This is a genomic window from Micromonospora sp. KLBMP9576 (assembly GCF_050941805.1).
Lineage (GTDB): Bacteria > Actinomycetota > Actinomycetes > Mycobacteriales > Micromonosporaceae > Micromonospora.
This window is the reverse complement of sequence record NZ_CP194567.1, coordinates 4,445,073-4,467,058: the sequence shown is the minus strand read 5'-3', so window position 1 is coordinate 4,467,058 and position 21,986 is coordinate 4,445,073. Positions and strand designations below refer to the sequence as shown.

The following is a 21,986-nucleotide window of genomic DNA, read 5'->3' as shown; positions in this document are numbered from 1 at the left end:
GTCCTGCGTAGTCTCCCTCGGTGGGGAGGCTGGGGATGCCGTTGCCAACGAGTCCGGTCATTCGTCGCGCCCGGCTGGGCGCCGAGCTGCGTCAGCTGCGCCGGGGCGAGGCGCTGACCCTGGAACAGGTCTGTGACCGGCTGGGTTGGGCCTCGACCTCGAAGTTGTCCCGCATCGAGCTGGGGCAGAGCCGGCCGGACCTGGCCGACGTGCTCGATCTGCTCGACGTCTACGAGGTGGCGCCGCCGCAGCGCGACGCGCTCATCGTCATCGCCCGCGACGCCGCCACCAGCCGGGGCTGGTGGAAGGCGCTGGGGGAGATGGGGGAGCGGCAGCGCACCTACGCCGAACTGGAGGCGGGGGCGGCGGCCATCGTGGAGTGGCAGCCCGCCGTGGTGCCGGGGCTGCTCCAGACCCCGGCGTACGCGCGGCTGCGGATCGCCGCCGCTCACCTGCTCGACCCGGGCCTCGACGTGGACGCCGACGTGCGCGCCCGAGGGCTGCGCCACGAGGTGCTGCGACGGGCCGACCCGCCCCGCTACACGGCGCTGCTCGCCGAGGCGGCCTGCGCGGCCGGCGACACCCCGACGCAGGTGTGGCGGGAGCAGGTGCGGCACCTGCTCGACCTGGCCGGGTTGCCGCACGTGACGATCCGGCTGCTGCCCCGGGGCGCCGCCGCGGCGGGCGGTGCGCAGCCGCTGACGCCGTACTCGTGCTACTCGTTTCCCGACCCGGCGGACCCGCGCACCGTGATGCTGGAGGCGCTGACCACCGACGTGCGCCTCGCGACGGCGGTCGACGTCGACCGCTACGAACGGCTCACCGGCTGGCTGCTGGACGCGGCCCTCGGCCCGGAGGAGACGGTCGCGGAGTTGGCCCGGCTCGTCGCGGAGTGAGCGTCGGTCAACCGGGCGCTGTGCTTCCGGGGCCGGCGGTCATCGCCGCGTGGGCGGCCGGGCCCGGCGCCCCCGAGCCCGTCGGGACCGGCGGCCGACGCGTGCACGGCGCACTGTAGAACAGGGGTACGACAGGCTCAGGCCGGCACGTCCACGAAGTGCTCCACCAGCGGCGGCCCGGCGAAGTGCGGGCCGATCAGCGCGCGCCAGCGGGCGAAGCGCTCGGTGCCGCGGAAGTTGTCGTCGTGTGCCTCGACCGAGTCCCACTCGACCAGCAGCACGAACCGGCTCGGGGACTCCACGCCCCGGGTCATCCGCACCGACCGGCAGCCGGGCGTCCCGGCGAGCACCGGATGCCCCTGCGCGTACGCGGCGGCGAACTCGTCCTCGTGTCCGGGCAGTACGTCGATGAGCGCGACCTCAAGCACCATGCCGACAGCCTTTCACGCCCCCGCCGTGGGCGGCACGGCGTGGGTGCCCTCGCCGGCGTGGGGGCCGCCGCCTCCCGGCCAGGTCCGGGCCCTTCACCTAGCCTCCTAGGATGGCTTGCGGGTGGCGTACCCCGTCACCCCCGTCGCCAATAGACGGGCACGAGTGGGGAAGGACACCGGCCGCCCGGGCTGCGAGGGCTCGCGTCGATGCGAAAGAATGACGTCGAGGAGGGGAGTATTCCCCCACGACGGAGTCGTCAGCACGGTCGAGCGCCGATCCTGGACGCGCGGCCCGGCCCGTCGGTCACCGCCTGCGGTCGGTGATGGAAGAGACCTCCGACAGTCACCAGTGTCAGCGTCGCGGCACGCCGCGCCCACGCAGGGCGTACGGTGTGCCCGTCGTTGCGTGTCTGCCGGAGGAATGAACCTTGGACGTGTCCGGACTCGTCTGGGCGGGGACGCTTCTCGCCCTGACCGGGATTCTGCTCGTGGATCTGCTGATCGTCGGTCGGCGACCGCACGAGCCCAGCGTGCGCGAGTCCAGCCTCTGGGTCGGCTTCTACGTCGGCCTGGCGCTCCTGTTCGGCGCGGGGGTCTGGCTGGCCTCCGGGGCCAGCGCGGCCGGGCAGTTCTACACCGGCTGGCTGACGGAATACAGCCTCTCGGTCGACAACCTCTTCGTCTTCGTGATCATCATGGCCCGGTTCGGGGTGCCCCGGCAGTACCAGCAGAAGGTGCTGCTCATCGGCATCGTGCTGGCGCTGGTGATGCGGGGCGGCTTCATCGCGGCCGGCGCCGCGCTGATCTCCCAGTTCTCCTGGGTGTTCTACATCTTCGGCGCGTTCCTGATCTACACCGCGATCAACCTGGCCCGGCAGGGCGAGCCCGACGAGGGTGAGTTCTCCGAGAACATGCTGATCCGGTGGAGTCGCAAGGCGCTGCCGATCTCGAAGGACTACGACGGCGCCCGGTTGACGACCCACGCGGCGACCGGCAAGCGGATCTTCACCCCGATGCTGATCGTCATGATCGCCATCGGCACCACCGACCTGATCTTCGCGCTCGACTCGATCCCGGCGATCTTCGGCATCACCCAGGAGCCGTACCTGGTCTTCACGGCCAACGTCTTCGCGCTGATGGGCCTGCGGCAGCTCTACTTCCTGCTCGGCGGCCTGCTGAGCCGGCTGATCTACCTCAGCTACGGGCTGGCCGTGGTGCTCGGCTTCATCGGCGTCAAGCTGGTGCTGGAGGCCCTCGCCGACAACCGGCTGCCGTTCATCAACGGCGGCGAGCACGTCTCCTGGGCCCCGCACATCCCGATCTGGCTCTCGCTGACGATCATCCTCGGCACCCTCGCGGTGGCCACCGTGGCCAGCCTGGTCAAGTCCTCCCGGGACCGGCGGCGGTTGCTGCTCGACGCCAACCACTGAGGCGTACGCGACGAGGGGCGCTCCCGGTCCGGGGGCGCCCCTCGCGTCGTCGGGGGGTGGGTCAGACCCGGTGCGCGCCGACCAGGGTGGCGGTGCGGTCGTCGGGCAACCGCTCCTCCAGCACCCGGCGCTGCAGGTAGCAGGCGTGCAGCATCCGCCGGTCGTCGCCGGGGCGAGGGTCGGCGGTGACGATGCCGATGTGGTGGATCCGGCGCCCGGGCCGGGCGAAGAAGTAGAGATCCCCGGGGCGCTCCGTGCCCAGCGGCACGGGGGTGGTCGCCGTCGCCTGGTCGCTGGCGTCGCGCGGCAGCAGCACGCCGAGCCGCCGCCAGGCCAGGTGGACCAGTCCGGAGCAGTCGATGCCGTAGGCCGACACCCCGCCCCAGACGTAGAGGACGCGGACCAGCCGCTGGGCCACGGCCAGCACCTCGTCGGCCGTCGGGGGCGTGGTGGGCACCGGCACCACGTCGCCGGCGGGCAGCCAGAGCGGTGCGGCGTGGCCCGGCGCGTGCACCGGTTGCCAACCGTCGACCGCCGGCCCGGCGGGGGGCAGGTAGGTGCCCAGGACCACCCCGGGAAGCACCTCGGCGCCGCCCGGCGAGGCGCGCAGGGCGGTGACGGTGGCGTCGACCACGAGCGGGTCGGCGTCGACGGTGTCGGTGGCCGGGGCGAGCTGCTCGACGGGCAACCAGCCGGGGTAGCCGCGCGGGTGCAACTGGGGGGCCGGCTGCTCGACCGCCACCACGTGCGCCCAGCCGTCGGGGCGTAGCTCGGTGACGAGCACCCGCTCGCCGAGCAGCAGTTGGCTCAGCACGCAGTCGCCGACCTGCTGGTCGCTGTCCATGCCCGAGATCCAGGCGGCGATGTCGGTGCGCGCGCTCAGCGCGGGGCCGTCGACGGGCCGGACGGCCTCGGGGCGACTCCAGAGGGTCGCGATCGCGACCCGGACCATGGCCTCCCGGCCCGGTTGCAGTTTCACGTGCGCCCCCAGCTTCCGCCGAATGTTCCCACGACCATATGAAAGTTTCTGACAAGCATCAACTAGGCCGCTGCACCTTTACTTCACTCACCGAGCTGATGCCGAGGCCCGGCGCGGCCGGCAGCACGACGGACGCGCCGTCGTACCGCAGGCCGCCGCGCACCGGTGACCACGCCAGCCACCAGGCGGCATCCAGATCGGCCACGGCCGTGGTGCCGTAGGCGGCGGCCAGGCTCGCGGCGGCGCCGATGCCCACCTGACTCTCCATCATCGACCCGACGATGGTGCCGAGGCCGTGCGCGGCGGCCAGGTCGAGCAGGGTGCGGGCCGGCTGGAGCCCGCCACACTTGGCGAGCTTGACGTTGACCATGTCGGCGGCCCGCCGGCGGATCACCTCGACCATGTCGCGGACGCCGAAGACCGCCTCGTCGGCGAGGATCGGCACGCCGACCCGGTCGCTGACCCAGGCCAGCCCGTCCAGGTCCCAGCGGGCGACCGGCTGCTCGACGAACTCCACGTCGAGCCCGGCGTCCTCGATGCCGCGGATCACCCGGACCGCCTCGCGCGGGGTCCAGCCCTGGTTGGCGTCGAGCCGGATGCGCACCCCGCCGCCGACGGCGGAGCGCACGGCGCGGACCCGTTCCAGATCGCCGGCGGCGTCGGTGCCCACCTTCAGCTTGAGCACGCCGAAGCCCTCCGACCGGCGCTGCCGGGCCGCCGCCGCCAGGTCCACCGCCTCACCGGCGGCGAGCGTGACGTCCGTCGGCACCCGCATGGCGGTGCCCCCGAGCAGCCGCACCAGCGGTACGCCGAGCCGCCGGGCCGCCAGGTCGTGCAGCGCGACGTCGACGGCCGCCTTGGCCGACTCGTTGCCGACGACCATCCGCTGCAACTCGGCGCAACGGGCCACCAGGTCGTCGGCGTCGCGACCCGTGAGCGCCGGGCCGATCAGCCCCCGCACGCACTCCTCGGAGCCGGCGACCGACGCCCCCGTCACCTGCCACACCTGCGGCGCCTCGCCGTAGCCGGAGCGGCCGTCGGTGTCGACGACCTCCACGACCAGGGTCTCCACTGTGGTGGTACGGCGTAGTGCGGTCACGAAGGGCGTGTGCAAGGGTGCGGACAACCGGTGGGTGCGTACCGCGGCGATCGTCATGTCCGGCACCCTATACGGGCACGGGAACGCACAGGGGAGGCCGGCATGGGCGAGCAGATCATCGGGTGTGGGGCGGCGCTGCCGCCCGGCGGCACGCGGCGCGGCGGAGCGCCGGCATGAGTGGGCGGGACTGGACGCTGGTGGGCGCCCCGAGCGCGCGGGACCTCGGCGGGCTGGTGGGCGCCGACGGCCGGCGGGTACGGCGGGGCGTGCTGATCCGCACCCCGGCGCTGGGTCGGTTGACCGACGAGGACCTGCTGGTGCTGGCCGAGCTGGGCCCGGCGTGCGTGGTGGACCTGCGGGACCACTCGGAGATGGCGGTCGCCCCCGCCGACCGGCTGCCCGGTGCGCCACGGGTGGTGCACCTGCCGGTGCACGACGCCGAGCATCCCGTCTTCACGTACGTCTCGGCGGTGCTGCTCGGGCACGACCTGGGCGCGTACGCGGCCCTGGCCCGGGAGGGCACCCCGGCGGCGATGGCCGCGATCTACCGCTGGTTCGTCAGCGGCGAGTCGGCGCGGGCGAGCTTCGGCGCGGCGGTGCGGCTGGCGGCGGCGGGGGAGAACCTGCCGTTGGTCTACCACTGCTCGGCGGGCAAGGACCGGACCGGCTGGTTGACGGTGCTGCTGCTCAACGCGCTGGGCGTCGACGAGGCCACGATCCGGGCGGACTACCTGGCCAACAACCGGCTGACCGAGAGTCTGCGGGAGGTCATCCTGGAGGCGATGCGGCGCCGGATGCCGGGGCTGGACGTCGAGGCGGTGCGCCCGGTGCTGGAGGTGCGCCCGGAATACCTGGACGCCGCGTACGCGGAGGTGCGCCGGGTGCACGGGTCGTTCGGGGCGTACCTGCGCGACGGGCTCGAGGTCAGCGACGACGTGGTGGCGGCGCTGCGGGCGAACCTGTTGCGGTGACGCCCCGGGCGGCCCCGCCCCGGTGCGTCACAGGTCGTGGCGGGCGGCCCAGGCCGCGGCGGACACCCGTGCGATCAGCCGGCAGGCGTCGTCCTCGTCCTCCCCGCTGGGGCCGCCGTCGGCGAGGTCGGTGGTGGTGCAGACGGCGATGGCGTACGGCGGCGCGTCGTCGGGGAAGACCACCCCCGCGCCGTGCCGCACGCCGCGCACCCACCCGTTCTTGTGCGCGATGCGGGTGCCCTCGGGCAGCCCGGCGGCCAGGTCCTCGCGGTGTTCCTGGGCGAAGAGCACGTCGAGCATGGCGGCGCAGCCGGCCGGTGCGGCGAGCGGGCCCGGGGCGTGCAGGCCGGCGGCCAGCCCGCCGAGCAGCGCGGCCAGGTCGGCGGCGGTGACGAGGTTGTCGACGCCCGCCTCGCGGGCCGCGAAGTCCTCGATGCCCCGGCCGGTGACGCTGTGCCGGGCCCCGGCGAGGTCCCACACGCGCGCCACGGCGGGCAGCCCGACGTGGCTGATGACCAGGTTGGTGGCGAGGTTGCTGGAGCGGGTGATCATGCGTTCGGCGAGCCAGCGCAGCGACGCGTCACCGCCGACCCGGTCCCACACGGCCTCGTCGTTGTCGTAGTGCCGGGCGCAGGAGAACCGGGGGGCGCCGGGCAGCGCCGAGTCGAACTCGTTGTGCACCGGCAGGGGTGCGTCCAGGTCGAGGGCGTCGGCCTCGGCGGCGCGGTACAGCGCGACGAGCACCGCCGCCTTCATGGTGCTGGCCGCGTAGTGCGTCGCGCCGGGGTGCCGGGTCCAGGTGGGGGCGGCACCGACGCGCCCCACGTACGCCGACACGGTGCCGGGGATCCCGTCCAGGTGGGTGTCGAGCTCGTCCCAGGTCATGCGGCTGACCGTAGCGGATCGCTGACGGGCCGGCGGGCCGGGGCGATGGGTCGTACGGTGCGGGAATGGGAGTTGCCGCCTACGACGCGTACGCCGACTGGTACGAGGCGTACGCGTCCGACACCGCCAACGCCTACCAGACCCAGGTCCGCGGCCGGCTGCGTGACCTGCTCGGTGCGGGCTCCGGAAGCTGCCTCGACCTGTGCTGCGGCACCGGGCTCCAGGCGGCGGAGCTGCGCGCGCTGGGCTGGCGTCCGGTCGGGGTCGACCTGTCCGCGGGGCAGCTACGGCACGCCCGGCCGCGCCTGCCGGTGGCCCGGGGCGACGGGGCGGCGCTGCCGGTGGCCGACGCCTCGGTGCCGGCGGTGGCGTGTGTGCTGGCCCACACCGACGTGCCGGACTACCCGGCGGTGGTCGCCGAGGCCGCGCGGGTGCTCGCGCCCGGCGGGCGGTTCGTCCACGTGGGGGTGCACCCGTGTTTCACCGGGGCGTTCGCCGACCGTTCCGACCCGGAGCGGATCGTGATCGACGGCGGCTACGCCGACCGGGAGCGCAGCTTCCGGGCCTGGTCGCCGCACGGGGTGCGGGTGCGTGTGGGCGCCTGGCACGTCCCGCTGGCCGACCTGCTCAACGCGGTCACCGACGCCGGCCTGACCCTGGTCCGCACGGCCGAGGCCGGTGTCGGCCCGGTGCCCGACCTGTTCGCCTTCCTCGCGACCCGCCCCAACTGACAGCGGGGCGCGACGGGCGGAGCCCGGACCGCGCGGGGCGGTCCGGGCTCCGGGTGGCTGTCGTCGTACGGTCAGCCGGCGTGCTTGCGGCGGGCGGCGGCCCGGCCACGGGTGGTCTGGTCGAGCACCACCTTGCGGATCCGGATGGCGGCCGGGGTGACCTCGACGCACTCGTCCTCGCGGCAGAACTCGAGGGCCTGCTCCAGCGACAGCTTGCGCGGCGGGATCAGCTTCTCGGTCTCGTCGGACGAGGACGCCCGCATGTTGGTGAGCTTCTTCTCCTTGGTGATGTTGACGTCCATGTCGTCGGCGCGGGAGTTCTCCCCGACGATCATGCCCTCGTACACCTCGGTGGTCGGCTCGACGAAGAGCTGACCGCGCTCCTGAAGGTTGATCATGGCGAACGAGGTGACCGCGCCCGACCGGTCGGCCACGAGCGAGCCGTTCTGCCGGGTGCGCAGCTCGCCGAACCACGGCTCGTACGCCTCGAAGACGTGGTGCAGGATGCCCGTGCCCCGGGTGTCGGTGAGGAACTCGGTGCGGAAGCCGATCAGGCCGCGGGCCGGCACCAGCCACTCCATCCGGATCCAGCCGGTGCCGTGGTTGACCAACTGCTCCATCCGGCCCTTGCGGGTGGCGAGGAGCTGGGTGATCGCGCCCAGGTATTCCTCCGGGGCGTCGATGGTGAGCCGCTCGACCGGCTCGCAGGTCTTGCCGTCGATCTCCCGGGTGACCACCTGCGGCTTGCCGACGGTCAGCTCGAAGTTCTCCCGGCGCATCTGCTCCACCAGGATGGCCAGCGCCAGCTCACCACGGCCCTGCACCTCCCAGGCGTCCGGCCGCTCGGTGGGCAGCACCCGCAGGGACACGTTGCCGACCAGTTCCTTGTCGAGCCGGTCCTTGACCATCCGGGCGGTGACCTTGGCGCCCTTGACCCGGCCGACCAGCGGCGAGGTGTTGGTGCCGATGGTCATCGAGATGGCCGGCTCGTCGACGGTGATCAGCGGCAGCGGGCGCGGGTTCTCGGCGTCGGCCAGAGTCTCACCGATCATGATCTCCGGGATGCCGGCGACCGCGATGATGTCGCCCGGCCCCGCCGAGTCGGCCGGCTTGCGCTCCAGGCCCTCCGTCATCAGCAGCTCGGAGATGCGCACCCGCTGGGTGTTGCCGTCGGCGCGGCACCACGCCACCGTCTGGCCCTTGGTGATGGTGCCCTGCCGCACCCGGCACAGCGCCAACCGGCCCAGGAACGGGGAGGCGTCGAGGTTGGTGACGTGCGCCTGCAGCGGCGCCCCCTCCTCGTACGAGGGCGGCGGGATGGTGCCCAGCAGGGTGCGGAACAGCGGCTCCAGGCTGGTGCTGTCGCTGGGGACCGAGCCGTCGGCGGGCTGGGTCAGCGAGGCGATGCCGTCGCGGGCGCAGGCGTAGACGATCGGGAAGTCGATCTGCTCCTCGTCGGCGTCCAGGTCGAGGAAGAGCTCGTAGGTGTCGTCCACGACCTCCTTGATCCGGGCGTCGGGGCGGTCCACCTTGTTGATCACCAGGATGATCGGCATCCGGGCCCGCAGCGCCTTGCGGAGCACGAACCGGGTCTGCGGCAGCGGGCCCTCACTGGCGTCCACCAGCAGCACCACGCCGTCGACCATGGTCAGGCCGCGTTCCACCTCGCCGCCGAAGTCGGCGTGGCCGGGGGTGTCGATGATGTTGATGGTGACGGGGTCGGAGCCGTCCGCCGGCAGGTAACGCACGCCGGTGTTCTTGGCCAGGATGGTGATGCCCTTTTCCCGTTCCAGGTCACCGGAGTCCATCACCCGCTCGGTCGTCTCGCCGCGCCCGCCGTAGGCGCCGGCCTGCCGCAACATGGCGTCGACCAGGGTGGTCTTACCGTGGTCGACGTGGGCGATGATGGCGACGTTGCGGAGGTCGGTGCGAAGCTGCATACCCTCCATACTCCTGTCTACGGTTGCCGGGGCACGCGTCGGGGTCTCCCCCCCAGATGGCCCGGATCTCTGCCGAAACTGATGTTCCGACCGTTTCAGCGCCTGGCATGCTGACCCCCGTGGGAATGGGGGCCCGATGCACGACCTGCTGACCTCGCTACAGGGCCTGCCGCCCCTGCTGATCTACGTGATCGCCGCGATTGTCGTCGCGGGGGAGACCGCTGTGATCTTCGGTCTGCTGGTGCCGGGCGAGGCGACCCTGTTGCTGGTCGGCTTCCTAGCCTACGCGGGAACGCTGCGGCTCGTGCCGGCGCTGGCGGTGATGATCGTTGCAGCCGTGATCGGCGACACACTCGCCTATCGCGCGGGGCGGCGGCACGGCCCCCGGCTGCGCGCCGGTCGGTTCGGCGCCCGGGTGGGCCACGAACGGTGGGCGCGGGCGGACACGATGCTCGGTCGGCTGGGCGGGCGCGGGGTGTTCACCGCCCGCTGGGTGGCGTTCGCGCGGACCCTCGTGCCCCGGCTGGCGGGGGCCTCCGGGATGCCGTACCGGCGGTTCGCGCCGTGGAACCTGGCCGGGGTGGTGACGTGGGTGGGTGGTTCGGTGCTCGTGGGCAATCTGGCCGGCGAGTCGTACGAGACGGTTTCCCGGCTGCTCGGGCGGGCCACCGGCGCGGTGCTGGTGCTGGTGGTCGCGCTGGGGGCGGTGGTGCTGGCGGGGCGGTGGCTGGGCCGCAACCCGGATCCGGCGCGGGCCCTGGCGGCCCGGGCCGCGGGGCTGCGGCCGGTGCGCTGGCTCAGCGGCCGCTACGGGGTGCTGTTCTTCCTGCTCGCCATGTACGTCGGGCCGGCCTGGACGCTGCTGATCAACCTGGTCGCCGGCCTGCTGCTGCTCTTCGTGGCGGGGTTCGCCATCGCCTGGGTGCTCGGGGCGGTGGTGCGGCACAGCGGCCTGGCGGTGCTTGACGGCGCGATCGCCGACTGGTTCGCCGACCGGCGTACGCCCGGGGCCGTCGATGTCACGCTCGCGGTGGTCTCGGCGCTGCGCGGATCGTCGTTGATCGTGCTGGTGGCGGTCGTCGCGGCGGTGCTGGCCTGGCGGAACCGGCCCTGGCGGGCGGACCTGCTCAGCGTGGTCGGCACGGTCGGGGCGTTCGTGCCGTTGGTGGTGCTGGCCGTGGTCGTCGATCTGGCCGGGCCGGCGGGCGGGGAGGCGGCCCAGTTTCCGGCGCAGAACGCCGTGGTGGCGGCGAGCCTCTGCACCCTCGCCTGGCTGCTGTCCCGGGGGGCGCGCTGGCCGCGGGCGGTGGCCGCCTGGACCGCCGCGGCGGCCGGGGTGGTCGGCATCGCCGGTGCCCGGCTCTACCTGGGGTTGAGCACCGCCAGCGGCAGCGTCACGGCGGTGCTGCTCGGGGTGGCCTGGACGGCGTTGTTCGTGGTCGCCTGGGCGACCCGGGACAGGGCGGTGGGCGCGGAGGCGGCAGAGCCGGAGGCGGTGGCGGTGCGCGCCGACGCGTGAGGCGGTCGTGGCGCTGCGGACGGGGCCGTGGCGGTGACGCCACGACCCCGTCCGCGAGCGGTCAGTCCCGGGTGTTCGCCGGCTCGCGTCCGGCCGACGTGTCGTTGACGGGCTTGCGCGCGATCCGACCGGGCCACCAGAAGCGGTCGCCGAGCGTGAATGCCAGCGCCGGCACCAGGATCGTCCGGACGAGCAGGGTGTCCAGCAAGACGCCGACGCAGACGATGATCCCGATCTGGGTGAGCAGGATCAGCGGCAGGACGCCGAGGACGGCGAAGACCGCGGCGAGCAGGATGCCGGCACTCGTGATGACGCCGCCGGTGACCCGCAGGGCCGAGAGCATGCCGTCGCGGGTGCCGCTGCGCCGGGCGTCCTCGCGGGCCCGGGTGACGAGGAAGATGTTGTAGTCCACGCCGAGCGCCACCAGGAACACGAAGGCGAGCAACAGGACGCCGCTGTCGAGCGCCGGCATGTCGAACACGTGGTCGAAGAGCAACCACGACGCGCCGATGCTGGCGAAGAACGACGCGATCACGGTGAGCACCAGCAGCACCGGGGCGACCAGACCGCGCAGCAGCAGCACCAGGACCGCGCCGACGAGCAGCAGGATGATCGGCAGGATCAGCCGCAGGTCCTTGCCGTTGGCCTCGTTCTCGTCGTAGGTGGCCGCGACGGCGCCACCGACCAGCGCGCCGGCGGGTGCGGGTGCGCCGTCGACGGCCGGCGGGGCGGATCCAGGGATCGTCTCGACCCTGTCCCGCAGCACCTCGACGGCCCGGTTCGCGGCGGCGGTGCCCGGCTCGGCCTCCAGCACGACGTCGACCTGGGCGACCTGGGCGCCCGCCGGACCGGGGCGCGCGGAGGCGACGCCCGGCACCTCCGCGAGGGCGTTCGTGACGGCCTGCAGCGCGGAGGGCGTGGTGAGCACGGCGACCGGCTGGGTCGTGCCGGCGGGGAAGGACCGGGCGAGGGTCTCCGCGCCGGCGACCGCCTCCGGCTTGACCCGGAACTGTTCGGTCTCCGACAGGCCGCTGCGGATGCCGAGCCCGCCGAGGGCGAGACCGGCGAGCAGCAGCGTCGCGAGCAGCGCGACCGGCACCGGGCGACGCTCGACGGCGGCGCCGAGGCGGCCCCACAGCCGGCCCTCGCGGGCCGCGCTGCCCACCCGGGGCACGAACGGCCAGAACAGGCCGCGTCCGAAGATCAGCAGCGCGGCCGGGAGGACGAACAGCGCCGAGAGCATGGCGAGGATGACGCCCGTCGCGCAGGCGATGGCGAGGGCGCGGTTGAGTTCCTGCTCGGACAGCAGCAGGGTGAGCACGCCGAGGACGACGGTGGAGCCGCTGGCGATGATGGGCTCGGCGACCCGGCGCAGCGCGGCGCGCATCGCCACGAAGCGGTCCTCCTCGCGGCGCAGCTCCTCGCGGTAGCGGGCGATGAGCAGCAGGGCGTAGTTGGTGGCGGCGCCGAAGACGAGGACACTGGCGATGCCGGTGACGGCGCCGCCGGGCTGGTTGATGCCGAAGGCCGGCACGGCCGTCTCGAGGGCCCGCAGGGTGAGCTGCTCCGTCGCCGCGACGACCACCAGCGGCACGATCCACAGGAACGGGCTGCGGTAGGTGATGAGCAGCAGCAGCGCCACGACGCTCGCGGTGACGGCGAGCAGCGTGATGTCGGCGCCGGCGAAGACCTTCGTCAGGTCGGTGGCGAAGGCGGGCCCGCCGGTCACCTCCACGTTCAGCCCGGCCGGGACGTCGTCCAGGGCGGTGCGGAGCTGGTCGATGCGGGCGGAGGTCTCCTCCTGCCCGCCGACGGTGGAGAGCGGCACGGCGACGAGCGCGACGGTGCCGTCGGGGGAGACCTGCGGTGGGCTGACGCCCCCGCCGACGGCGAACTGGCGGAGCTCACCGGACTGCTCGGTGAGCGCGGCGCGGTCGACCTCGGTCAGGGCCGCCCGGTCGGTGCGGCTGACGACGACGAGCGCCGGCTGCACGTCGCGGGAGGGCAGTTGCTCCTGGAGGCGTTCGGCCTGGGTCGACTGCCACTGCACGGACAGCCCCGTGCTGGAGACGGGCGCCGGGTTGTCGGGTTTGGGCAGGCCGAAGACGATGGCGCCGAAGACGATCGCGGCGAGCACGGTGAGCCACGCGGCCTGCCGCCCGCGTACCACGCGGGTGAACACTGACATCGGATGCCCTCACGGTCTATTGGCGGATTTCCTGACGAGCCCGAGACTTAGCGTACGACGCAAAATCCCGAGAATCGAGTATCTCGATAACCGAGATTATCGGGTGTTGAGATAGGCTGCAACCGGAACGGACGTCAGGAGGCGCGACTCGACGTGGCAGCTCACGGGATGTACCGCCGGCGCGACACCCACCGCGAGCGGCTGGTCGCGGAGATAGCGGCTGAGCTGCGCCGCTACTCCGTCGACGCCCAGCACATCGGGCATGGCTTCGCCGGCCTGCACGGGCTCAACGCTACCGACCTGCAGGCCCTGATCGCGGTGATGGACGCGGAACGGTTCGGCCAGCCGATCACCCCGGGCGGCCTCGGCGAGCAGCTCAACCTCTCGTCCGGCTCGGTCACCGCCCTGATCGACCGGCTGGAGCGCGGCGGGCACATCCGCCGTGACCGTGACACCGCCGACCGGCGCAAGGTCTTCCTGCGCTACGCCGAGCGGGGCGCCGCGCTCGCCATGGACTTCTTCCGCCCCCTGGGGCGGCGCACCGACGAGGTGATGGCCGACTTCAGCGACGACGAGCTGGCGGTGGTGCACCGCTTCCTGTCCGCGATGACCACCTCGATGGGGGAACACCGGGACGCGGTACGCCGCGCCGCCCGCGACGAGCCGGCCCGGCGCGCGAACGGCTGACGGCGTGCTCGACCGGTTGGTGACGCGCCTGGCCACCGCCGCGCTGCGCCTGCCGCCCGCCCGCACCCGCCGGGTCACCCGCACGGGGGCCATCCCGGTGCGGGTCCGCGACGGCGTGCCGCTGCGCACCGACCACTACGCGCCGGACCTGCCCGGGGCGCCCACCGTGCTGATCCGCACCCCGTACGGGCGGGGCGGGCCGATGCGGCTGCTCGGCCGCCTCGCCGCCGAACGCGGCTTCCACGTGGTGATCCAGTCCTGCCGCGGCACGTTCGGCTCGGGCGGCACGTTCGACCCGCTGGCGCGCGAGCGCGAGGACGGCCTCGACACCCTCGACTGGCTGCGTCGCCAGCCCTGGTTCTCGGGCGCGTTCGGCATGTTCGGCGCCAGCTACCAGGGTTTCGTGCAGTGGGCTGTCGCCGCCGACGCGGGGCGGGAGCTGCGGGCCATGGTCGCGGTGGCGACGGCCTCGGGCACCCGCGACTCGACGTACGCCGGGGAGTCCTTCGCCCTGGACACCGTGCTCACCTGGGCCGAGCTGCTCGAGGCCCAGACCGTGCCGTGGCTCGCCCGGCAGTGGGAACTCAAGCGTGGCCAGCCCCGGCTGGCCGCGGCGCTGGCCCACCTGCCGCTGGCCGAGGCGGACCGGGTCGCCACCGGCGTCACCGTGCCGTTCTTCCAGGAGTGGCTGCGCCACCACACCCCGGACGCCGACTACTGGCGCACGCGGGTCTTCGAAGACCGCATCGCCGAGGTCCGCGCGCCGGTGGCCATGGTCAGCGGCTGGCACGACATCTTCCTGCCGGCCCAGCTACGCGACTTCGCGGCGCTGCGGGCGGCCGGCGCCGACCCCCGGCTGACGGTCGGACCGTGGACCCACGGCAGCCCCGGGCTCTTCCTCGCCGCGCTGCGCGTCGGGCTGGACCACCTCGAGGAGCACCTCGCCGGCCGTCGCCCGCCCGCCCGCGCCGCCGCCGCGACCGCCCCGGTCCGGGTGTACGTCGGTGGCGCGGGTGGTGGCTGGCGCGACCTGCCCGACTGGCCGCCGGCGGCGGTGCCGACCCGCTGGCACCTGCACCCGGCCGGCCGGCTGAGCACGGCCGCGCCGGTCCCGTCCGCGCCGGAGGGCTTCCACTACGACCCGACCGACCCGACCCCCTCGCTCGGCGGCCCGCTGCTCGTCGCCCAGCGGGCCGGGCCGGTGGACAACCGCCCCGTCGAGGCCCGGCCCGACGTGCTCACCTTCACCGGCGCGCCGCTCGACGCGCCCGTCGAGGTGATCGGCCCGGTCCGCGCCGAGCTGCACCTGCGCAGCGCACTGTCCCATCTGGACGTCTTCGTGCGGCTGTGCGACGTGGACCGACGCGGGCGGTCCTGGAACGTCTGTGACGGGCTGGTGCGGGTCACGCCCGACCGGTTTCCCGCCGACGCGGCGGGCGTGGTGCGCGTGCCGGTCGAGCTCTGGCCGACGGCGCACCGGTTCGCGCCGGGGCACCGGCTGCGGGTACAGGTCTCCGGCGGCGCCCATCCCCGGTACGCGCGCAATCCGGGCACCGGTGAACCCCTCGGTACGGCCATTACCCTGCGTGCCGGCTGGCGGGAGGTCCTGCACGACCCGGAGCGTCCGTCCGCAGTGGTCCTGCCGGTCGCGCGGTTTGGCACCCCGCCGAAATAACCCGCTCTGAGCTGGGCATTCGTCTATTTGATGGCTACGGTTGCACCAGGGCCCGATGCCGTGCACCAGCCGGTCGGGTCGGCGTTGCAGCTTCCGCGACCCCTACGCGTCGTCACCGCCGGATCCGGCTCCCGACCATCCACAAGGGGGACCCATGACGCGGGCTCCGCAAAACCTGCTGGCCGTGCGCCGCCTACTGCTCGACCGCCTCAACGTCGATCCCGGCACCTCCCGGGGCCAGGACCTCGAACCAGCCGAGGTCGGCATCGTCGGCGATCCCGCCCACCGCGGCGGATACCACTGCGGTTCCGACCGGGTGACGGCGAGGGACTACTCCGTCCACGAGTCGCCCCGGGACTCCCGCGGGCTGACCCTCGACGCCGCCGCGCTCGACGTCGGCTCCTTCGAGATCCGCGCCGGAGGTCGCACACACGACCTGGGCAGCTTCTCCGCCTGGTGTGCCGCGCAGTGCGTGGCGGGGACCCCGGACAGCCGGGACATCAGGGAGATCATTTACTCCCCGAACGGCGTGGTCGTGCGGCGCTGGGACCGCCTGCGCAAGCGCACGAGCGGTGACAACTCCCACCTGTGGCACACCCACTTCAGCTTCTTCCGCGACTCGGTGAAGGCGAACCGGGACCAGACCCCGCTGTTCCGCCGCTACCTGACCAGCATCGGATTGATCGCACCCCCGGCAGAGGAGTCCGACATGGAGCAGACCGACAAGCTCGTCTACAACACGGGTTCGCCCACCCGTACGGTCGGGCAGGTCCTCGCCGACCTGGAGAACCTGCGCAACTGGCTGGTCTCGCCGACCGGCACGGCGGGTCTGCTGACCCCGCCGATGGAGGGGTCGCCGCTGATGCTCCTGCTCGCCATGACGCGCGGGTATCCGGCTCTGGTCGCGCAGGTCGAGGCCCTCTCCGACGGCGGATTCAACGACGAGCGGGCGATCATCTCCGGGGTGCTGGCCGGCCTGACGCCGGAACAGATCGCGGCGGCGATCCCACCCACCGTCGCCCAGCAGGTCACCGACGAGTTGGCGCGTCGCCTGACGGCCTGATCCGGCGCGCCGGCCGGGCCGGGCTGGCCCGACGGTGGCACCGGGAATCAGCAACGATCGTTGCGAAATGCCTGTTGCGCAACGATCGTTGCCGGTGTCAGGCTGGGCGCGTGACCACACCCGACGTACGCCACGTGACCGACTCGCGGGTGCTCGCCGCGCTCTCCCACCCGCTGCGCCGCCGGATGATGGACGTGCTCAAGGTGCACGGCCCGTCGACCGTCGGCCTGCTCGCCGAACGCACCGGCCAGGCGTCGGCGAACGTCAGCCACCACCTCAGGGTGCTGGCCGGCGCCGAACTGGTCGAGGAGGCTCCGGAACTGGCCCGCGACCGGCGGGAACGGTGGTGGCGCCTGGTCACCCGCGGCGTGCGCTGGTCGCAGTCGGACTTCGACGCGGATCCCGCCGCCCGGGCCGTCGCCGACGCCGCCACCTCGCTCAACCTGGACCGGCACGTCGCCCTCGCCCGCGCCTGGCACGCCACCGACGAGACCAGCCAGGCCGCCTGGCCGCAGGGGCCGTTCTCCACCGACCGTTGGCTGCACCTGACCGACGCGGAACTCGCCGAGCTGGCCCGCGAGATGAACGAACTGCTCGCTCGCTGGGGCGACCGGGACGTGCCCGACGACGGGCACAGACGCGAGCCCGTCTTCCTGTTCGCCTACGGCATGCCGGCCACACCGTGACGCCCGTCCGCTGCGCCGACCGGTCCGTGACGCCCGCCCGCTGCGCCGGCCACACCGTGACGCCCGTCCGCTGCGCCGACCGGTCCGTGACGCCGGCCCGTTGCCCGGACCAGTCCGTGACGCCGGCCCGTTGCCCGGTCACGTCGTGACGCCGCCCACCGTGCCGACCAGCGGCGCCGCCGCCGCATCGAGCGCACCTCCGACCCCGGCCGCGGCGGTGGCCCCCGGCGGCGGGCTGCTGCGGCACCGGAACTTCCGATTGCTCTGGGCCGGGCACACCGCCAGCGCCGTCGGCAGCAACGTCACGGCCGTGGCGCTGCCCCTGGTCGCGGTGACAGTGCTCGACGCCAGCACCTTCGTCGTCGCGGTGCTCACCGCCGCGGCCTGGCTGCCGTGGCTGCTCGTCGGGCTGCCGGCCGGTGCCTGGGTGGACCGCGTGCCGCGCCGCCCCGTGATGATCGTCTGCGACCTGGCCGCCGCGCTGCTGTTCCTCAGCGTGCCCGCCGCCGCCGCGCTCGGCATCCTCACCGTGACGCAACTGCTGCTGGTGGCGCTGGGCGCCGGCCTGGCCCGGGTCTTCTTCGAGACCGCCGACCAGGTCTACCTACCTGTGCTGCTACGCCCCGAGCAGGTGCCCGAGGGCAACGCGAAGCTCCAGGCGACCCAGACGGCGAGCTACGTGCTCGGCCCGGGTCTCGCCGGTGTGATCGCACAACTGGTCGGCGCCGTCACCGCGCTGCTGCTCGACGCGCTGAGCTTCCTGTTCTCCGCCGCGTGTCTGCTGCGCATCCGTGCCGTCGAGCCGCGTCCCGAGCCGGCCGGGCGCGCCCGGTCACTGCGGCGGGAGATCGGGGAGGGGATCCGGTTCGTCGCCCGGGACCCGTACCTGCGGGTGCTCACCGCCTTCGGGGCCGCCAGCAACATCGGGCTGATCGGCTACCAGGCGGTCCTCGTGGTGTTCCTGGTCCGGGAGGCGCGGCTCGCGCCGGCGTCGGTGGGGGCGCTGGTCGCGGCGATGAGCCTCGGCGGCATCCTCGGCGCGCTGTCGGCGACCACGCTGGGCCGCCGGCTCGGCAGCGCCCGGGCCCTGCTCCTGGCGGCGGCGCTGACCGGACCGCCGGCGTTGCTGATCCCGTTCGCCGGGCCCGGCGGGCGGCTGGCCCTGCCGGCGATCGGCGGAATGCTGGTCAGCCTCGGCGTGGCGATCGGAAACGTGCTCAAGGGCAGCTTCCGGCAGACCTACACGCCGCACCACCTGCTGGGCCGCGTCACCGTGAGCATGCACATGCTCAACTACGGCACGATCCCACTGGCCGCGGTGCTGGCCGGGACGGTCGGGGCGACGTACGGGGTCGGCACCGCCATCGCGGTGATGACGGGGTGGCTCGCGCTCACCCCGCTGCTGATGCTGATCGGGCCGCTACGGCGACGACGGGACCTGCCCGTCGCGCCGAAGCGGCCCTGAGCGCGCTGCGGCGGCGGCCAGCATCCCGGCCGCCGCCACCGGCACGGGATCTACAGCGGGCGAACGTTGTCCGCCTGCGGACCCTTCTGACCCTGGGTCACCTCGAACTCGACCTTCTGGCCCTCGTTCAGCTCCCGGTAACCGCTCGACGCGATGGCCGAGTAGTGGACGAAGACGTCCGGCCCTCCGCCATCCTGCTCGATGAAGCCAAAGCCCTTTTCCGAGTTGAACCACTTAACCGTGCCGGTTGCCATGCATCTCTCCCTGTTCCAAAGCGGGTGACCCGCGGTCGTCGACCGAAGATCGCCCGGTGCCACCCCGAGAGTAACTGGCCAAACCCGGATCTGCTGGCCGAAGTGCCGCAGGCAATGCAGTGAACATTCGCACGCCGGGGCGCGAAAGCCCGTCGGTTGCTGGTCGGCTGGGGCATGCTTGCCCCGATGATAGGTGCCACAGCCGACGCGCTGACCGAGCTGGAACGGGAAATCGACGCTCCCGGCGACGGGATGGACCGGCTCCGGCTGGTGCGGATCCCGTTCGTCCCCGAGGTCCGGCTGCACCTGGCCGAGGACGCCATCGTCTGGTGGGCCCGGATGGAGGCGGACGCCGGGCACGCCCTGCCCGCCCCCTACTGGGCCTCGGTCTGGGCCGGCGGCCAGGCCCTCGCCCGGCACCTGCTCGACCATCCCGAACTCGTGGCCGGGCGGCGCGTGCTCGACCTCGCCGCCGGGTCCGGCCTGGTGGCGATCGCCGCCGCCCTCGCCGGCGCCGAGCGGGTGATCGCCAACGACATCGACCCGTACGCCGTCGCGGCCGTCACAGTCAACGCCCGGGCCAACCGGGTGCGGGTCACGGCCACCGGCGACGACCTGCTCGACGCCGTCCCCGACGAGGTGGACCTGCTGGTCGCCGGGGACGTGCTCTACGACGCGACGATGGCCGCGCGGATGCTGCCCTTCCTGTGCCGCACCGCCGCCACGGGCACCGACGTGCTGGTCGGCGATCCTGGGCGGGGTCACCTGCCGCCGGGCCTGCTGGCGGCGGTGGCGAGCTATCCCGTGCCGACCACCGAGCCCGCCGTGGACTCGCCCGTGCGCCGGGTGCAGGTGCTGCGCCCCTGCTGACCCCCGGATCTCCGGGACGACCCTGAGCCCGACACCGGGGGCCGCTCAGGGATCGGACCCGATGCCCGTGGTGGCCGGGCGGCCGTAGCGTACGGGGCATGGCGCATTGGCTGACCCAGCTCGGAGAGCTTCCCACTACCTTGCTGATGGGGGCGCTCGGAGTGGTGATGCTCCTCGACGCCGTACCGCTGCTCGGGGTGTTGGTCCCGGGCGACGTGGCGGTCCTGGCCGCGCTGGGCGTCGGCGGCCCGGCCAGTGGCGTGGCCACCTTCGCGGTCGTGGTCACCGGCTGCCTCGCCGGCTGGTCGTTGAGCTTCCTCGCCGGCCGCCACTACGGCGACAGTCTGCGGCGCAGTCGCTTCGGGGGCTGGGTCGGCGAGGAACGCTGGACGGCGGCGGAGGGCATCCTGCGGCGCGGTGGCGGCCGGATGGTGCTGGTCGCGCCCTTCCTGCCCGTGTTCAACACGCTGTTGCCGCTGGCAGCGGGCGGGCTGCGCATGTCGTACCCGCGTTTTCTCGGCTGCGCGAGCCTCGGCGCGGCGGCCTGGGCCGGTCTCTACCTGGTGCTGGGCGCGGCCTCGCGGTCGCTGGCCGGGCTGCTGCCGGGGGAGCTCAGCCCGATGCTGGTCACCATGACGGTCGGCCTGCTGCTGGCGGGCCTGGTGCTGGTGGGCACACGCCGGCTGCGGATGGTCACCGGGGCGTGACCCGCTGCGAGCGGGCGCGGGAACCGGGGGGTGGGGTCGACGGGGGAGCGGGGCCGGGGCGTGTGCCCCGGCCCCGCTGACGGTCACCAGCCGCGCGCGCGCCACTGGGGCAACGCGGGGCGTTCCGCGCCGAGCGTGCCGTCCTTGCCGTGCCCCGGGTAGAACCAGGTCTCGTCGGGCAGCCGCCCGAAGAGCTTGTGCTCGACGTCGTCGATGAGCGCGCCGAACCGCTCCGGGTCCTGGTCGGTGTTGCCGACGCCGCCGGGGAAGAGGCTGTCGCCGGTGAAGAGGTGCGGCGTCCCGGCCGGCTCGCGGTAGAGCAGTGCGATCGAGCCGGGGGTGTGGCCCCGGACGTGGATGACCTCCAGCGCGCACTCGCCCACCGCCACGCTGTCGCCGTCGGCGAGCGCCCCGGCCTCGATCGGCAGCCCGGCCGCGTCGTCGGCGTGCACCAGCGGGCGGGCGCCGGTCTTGGCGGCCACCTCCTCCAGGGCGACCCAGTGGTCCATGTGCTGGTGGGTGGTGACCACGGTGGCCAGCCCCGCGTCGCCCACCAGTTCGAGCAGCCGGGGTGCCTCGTTGGCGGCGTCGATGAGCACCTGCTCGCCGGTCGCCCGGCAGCGCAGCAGGTAGGCGTTGTTGTCCATCGGGCCCACCGACACCTTCGTGATGGTGAGCCGGTCGAGCTCGCGTACGGCCGGCGCGCCGCCGGGCGTGACGTCTCCGCTGTAGGTCATGAGGTCGTCTATATCCATTCCGGTGGTTGCGGCAGGGGGCCGTCGGGGGTGACGGCCAACACGGTGCCGGGGCTGCGGCCGATCAGCCAGGCGGCGAGTTCGGGGGCGGCGCCGGTGAGCGTGGGCGCGGCGGACCGGTCGCCGATCACCAGCTCGTGCCGGCTGCCGTCGAAGCGCAGCACCATCGGCGGGGCGTCGGCGCGGCCGTTCAGGCTCGCGGCCACCTCGTGCAGCAGCCGGTGGCCGAACCCCTCGGGCCAGTCGGCCGGCCGGTAGCCGGCGTCGAGGTCCACGTGGTGCACCTCGATCTCGCGCAGCCGGCCCCAGACCAGCATGGCGGCCGGCCAGGGCCCGAGCCGCGCCTGCACGGTGGCGGTCCACGCCTCGACCGGCATCGCGGCGACCGCCTCGGCGAACCGGTCGGCCGAGCGGCGCAGATCGTCCAGGTGGGCCTCGGGTGGGCGGGACGCGCCGGCGCGGATGTCGGCGTCGCGGGCCGCCGCGGAGGCGTACATCGGAATCGACTCGCCGGTGCGGGCCGCGGTGAGCAGGTTGACGAAGCCGTCGGCGCTGCGGGCCAGGTGGGCCAGGACGTGGCCCCGGCTCCAGGCGGGCAGCAGCGACGCGGCGGCGAGGTCCGGGCCGTCGAAGGTGGCGGCGGTCCGCAGCAGACGGTCCGTGGCCGCGTCCACCTCGCCCGTCAGCAGAAGCGGATCCATGGTCACCCACCGAGCCTATCCGCCGGGTGGCCCCGCGTCGCCGGGGAAATCGCT

21 protein-coding genes are annotated in these 21,986 nt (G+C 73.7%); 12 read left to right on the top strand and 9 right to left on the bottom strand.

Features of this window, described 5'->3' with window-relative positions:
* The first annotated feature begins 35 nt into the window (after nucleotides 1-35).
* Entirely contained in the window at nucleotides 36-896 is an 861-nt protein-coding gene (locus tag ACQ452_RS19480; protein WP_433386558.1) for a helix-turn-helix domain-containing protein, read from the top strand.
* Between the two features lie 137 nt (nucleotides 897-1,033).
* Here ACQ452_RS19480 and ACQ452_RS19475 read toward each other — a convergent pair whose 3' ends face one another.
* The gene (locus tag ACQ452_RS19475; RefSeq protein ID WP_433386557.1) at nucleotides 1,034-1,327 is read right to left on the bottom strand and encodes an antibiotic biosynthesis monooxygenase family protein; all 294 of its coding nucleotides are present in this window, start codon (nucleotides 1,325-1,327) and stop codon (nucleotides 1,034-1,036) included.
* Nucleotides 1,328-1,755: 428 nt separating this feature from the next.
* On the opposite strand from ACQ452_RS19475, the gene ACQ452_RS19470 reads away from it, so the two are divergent.
* Nucleotides 1,756-2,757 (top strand): TerC family protein, encoded by a 1,002-nt coding sequence (locus tag ACQ452_RS19470; protein WP_433386556.1) that lies wholly within the window; start codon nucleotides 1,756-1,758, stop codon nucleotides 2,755-2,757.
* 61 nt (nucleotides 2,758-2,818) lie between these two features.
* On the opposite strand, the gene ACQ452_RS19465 is transcribed toward ACQ452_RS19470, so the two are convergent.
* Together ACQ452_RS19465 and ACQ452_RS19460 are read right to left on the bottom strand one after the other, a co-directional pair.
* Nucleotides 2,819-3,736, bottom strand: a complete 918-nt coding sequence (locus tag ACQ452_RS19465) for an NlpC/P60 family protein (RefSeq protein ID WP_433386555.1) — start codon at nucleotides 3,734-3,736, stop codon at nucleotides 2,819-2,821.
* Nucleotides 3,737-3,794: 58 nt separating this feature from the next.
* Nucleotides 3,795-4,892: a mandelate racemase/muconate lactonizing enzyme family protein gene (locus ACQ452_RS19460; RefSeq protein ID WP_433386554.1), complete on the bottom strand. Its 1,098-nt coding sequence runs from the start codon at nucleotides 4,890-4,892 to the stop codon at nucleotides 3,795-3,797.
* A 116-nt stretch (nucleotides 4,893-5,008) separates the two neighbouring features.
* On the opposite strand from ACQ452_RS19460, the gene ACQ452_RS19455 reads away from it, so the two are divergent.
* Nucleotides 5,009-5,806 (top strand): tyrosine-protein phosphatase, encoded by a 798-nt coding sequence (locus ACQ452_RS19455; RefSeq protein ID WP_433386553.1) that lies wholly within the window; start codon nucleotides 5,009-5,011, stop codon nucleotides 5,804-5,806.
* Nucleotides 5,807-5,833: 27 nt separating this feature from the next.
* Here ACQ452_RS19455 and ACQ452_RS19450 read toward each other — a convergent pair whose 3' ends face one another.
* On the bottom strand, nucleotides 5,834-6,691 hold the full coding sequence (locus tag ACQ452_RS19450) for a serine hydrolase (RefSeq protein WP_433386552.1): 858 nt from the start codon (nucleotides 6,689-6,691) through the stop codon (nucleotides 5,834-5,836).
* Nucleotides 6,692-6,756: 65 nt separating this feature from the next.
* Between ACQ452_RS19450 and ACQ452_RS19445 the strand changes: the two genes are divergently transcribed.
* Nucleotides 6,757-7,422 carry a class I SAM-dependent methyltransferase gene (locus ACQ452_RS19445; protein ID WP_433386551.1) on the top strand — a complete coding sequence of 222 codons (666 nt, stop codon included), beginning with the start codon at nucleotides 6,757-6,759 and terminating at the stop codon, nucleotides 7,420-7,422.
* Nucleotides 7,423-7,493: 71 nt separating this feature from the next.
* Here the strand turns inward: ACQ452_RS19445 and typA are convergent, their stop codons facing one another.
* Nucleotides 7,494-9,362, bottom strand: a complete 1,869-nt coding sequence (gene typA, locus ACQ452_RS19440) for a translational GTPase TypA (protein WP_433386550.1) — start codon at nucleotides 9,360-9,362, stop codon at nucleotides 7,494-7,496.
* Between the two features lie 136 nt (nucleotides 9,363-9,498).
* On the opposite strand from typA, the gene ACQ452_RS19435 reads away from it, so the two are divergent.
* The gene (locus ACQ452_RS19435; RefSeq protein ID WP_433386549.1) at nucleotides 9,499-10,881 is read left to right on the top strand and encodes a DedA family protein; all 1,383 of its coding nucleotides are present in this window, start codon (nucleotides 9,499-9,501) and stop codon (nucleotides 10,879-10,881) included.
* A 61-nt stretch (nucleotides 10,882-10,942) separates the two neighbouring features.
* On the opposite strand, the gene ACQ452_RS19430 is transcribed toward ACQ452_RS19435, so the two are convergent.
* A complete protein-coding gene (locus ACQ452_RS19430) occupies nucleotides 10,943-13,069 on the bottom strand; it encodes an MMPL family transporter (RefSeq protein ID WP_433386548.1) in 2,127 nt (708 codons plus the stop codon).
* A gap of 168 nt (nucleotides 13,070-13,237) precedes the next feature.
* Between ACQ452_RS19430 and ACQ452_RS19425 the strand changes: the two genes are divergently transcribed.
* From ACQ452_RS19425 to ACQ452_RS19405, 5 genes are all read left to right on the top strand, one after another.
* Entirely contained in the window at nucleotides 13,238-13,756 is a 519-nt protein-coding gene (locus tag ACQ452_RS19425; protein WP_433394246.1) for a MarR family winged helix-turn-helix transcriptional regulator, read from the top strand.
* A 4-nt stretch (nucleotides 13,757-13,760) separates the two neighbouring features.
* Nucleotides 13,761-15,431 (top strand): CocE/NonD family hydrolase, encoded by a 1,671-nt coding sequence (locus tag ACQ452_RS19420; RefSeq protein ID WP_433386547.1) that lies wholly within the window; start codon nucleotides 13,761-13,763, stop codon nucleotides 15,429-15,431.
* Nucleotides 15,432-15,585: 154 nt separating this feature from the next.
* Nucleotides 15,586-16,494, top strand: a complete 909-nt coding sequence (locus ACQ452_RS19415; RefSeq protein WP_433386546.1) for a hypothetical protein — start codon at nucleotides 15,586-15,588, stop codon at nucleotides 16,492-16,494.
* 110 nt (nucleotides 16,495-16,604) lie between these two features.
* Nucleotides 16,605-17,180 carry an ArsR/SmtB family transcription factor gene (locus ACQ452_RS19410; RefSeq protein WP_433386545.1) on the top strand — a complete coding sequence of 192 codons (576 nt, stop codon included), beginning with the start codon at nucleotides 16,605-16,607 and terminating at the stop codon, nucleotides 17,178-17,180.
* Nucleotides 17,181-17,325: 145 nt separating this feature from the next.
* The gene (locus ACQ452_RS19405; protein ID WP_433386544.1) at nucleotides 17,326-18,645 is read left to right on the top strand and encodes an MFS transporter; all 1,320 of its coding nucleotides are present in this window, start codon (nucleotides 17,326-17,328) and stop codon (nucleotides 18,643-18,645) included.
* Between the two features lie 50 nt (nucleotides 18,646-18,695).
* On the opposite strand, the gene ACQ452_RS19400 is transcribed toward ACQ452_RS19405, so the two are convergent.
* Nucleotides 18,696-18,899: a cold-shock protein gene (locus tag ACQ452_RS19400; protein ID WP_088961229.1), complete on the bottom strand. Its 204-nt coding sequence runs from the start codon at nucleotides 18,897-18,899 to the stop codon at nucleotides 18,696-18,698.
* Nucleotides 18,900-19,088: 189 nt separating this feature from the next.
* Here ACQ452_RS19400 and ACQ452_RS19395 point away from each other — a divergent pair, with 189 nt between their 5' ends.
* Together ACQ452_RS19395 and ACQ452_RS19390 are read left to right on the top strand one after the other, a co-directional pair.
* Entirely contained in the window at nucleotides 19,089-19,769 is a 681-nt protein-coding gene (locus ACQ452_RS19395; protein WP_433394244.1) for a class I SAM-dependent methyltransferase, read from the top strand.
* Between the two features lie 98 nt (nucleotides 19,770-19,867).
* On the top strand, nucleotides 19,868-20,476 hold the full coding sequence (locus tag ACQ452_RS19390) for a DedA family protein (protein WP_433386543.1): 609 nt from the start codon (nucleotides 19,868-19,870) through the stop codon (nucleotides 20,474-20,476).
* An 83-nt stretch (nucleotides 20,477-20,559) separates the two neighbouring features.
* Here ACQ452_RS19390 and ACQ452_RS19385 read toward each other — a convergent pair whose 3' ends face one another.
* The gene (locus ACQ452_RS19385) at nucleotides 20,560-21,213 is read right to left on the bottom strand and encodes an MBL fold metallo-hydrolase (protein WP_433386542.1); all 654 of its coding nucleotides are present in this window, start codon (nucleotides 21,211-21,213) and stop codon (nucleotides 20,560-20,562) included.
* 8 nt (nucleotides 21,214-21,221) lie between these two features.
* Complete coding sequence (locus ACQ452_RS19380) at nucleotides 21,222-21,938, bottom strand: maleylpyruvate isomerase family mycothiol-dependent enzyme (protein WP_433386541.1); 717 nt, start codon at nucleotides 21,936-21,938, stop codon at nucleotides 21,222-21,224.
* Nucleotides 21,939-21,986 lie beyond the last annotated feature (48 nt).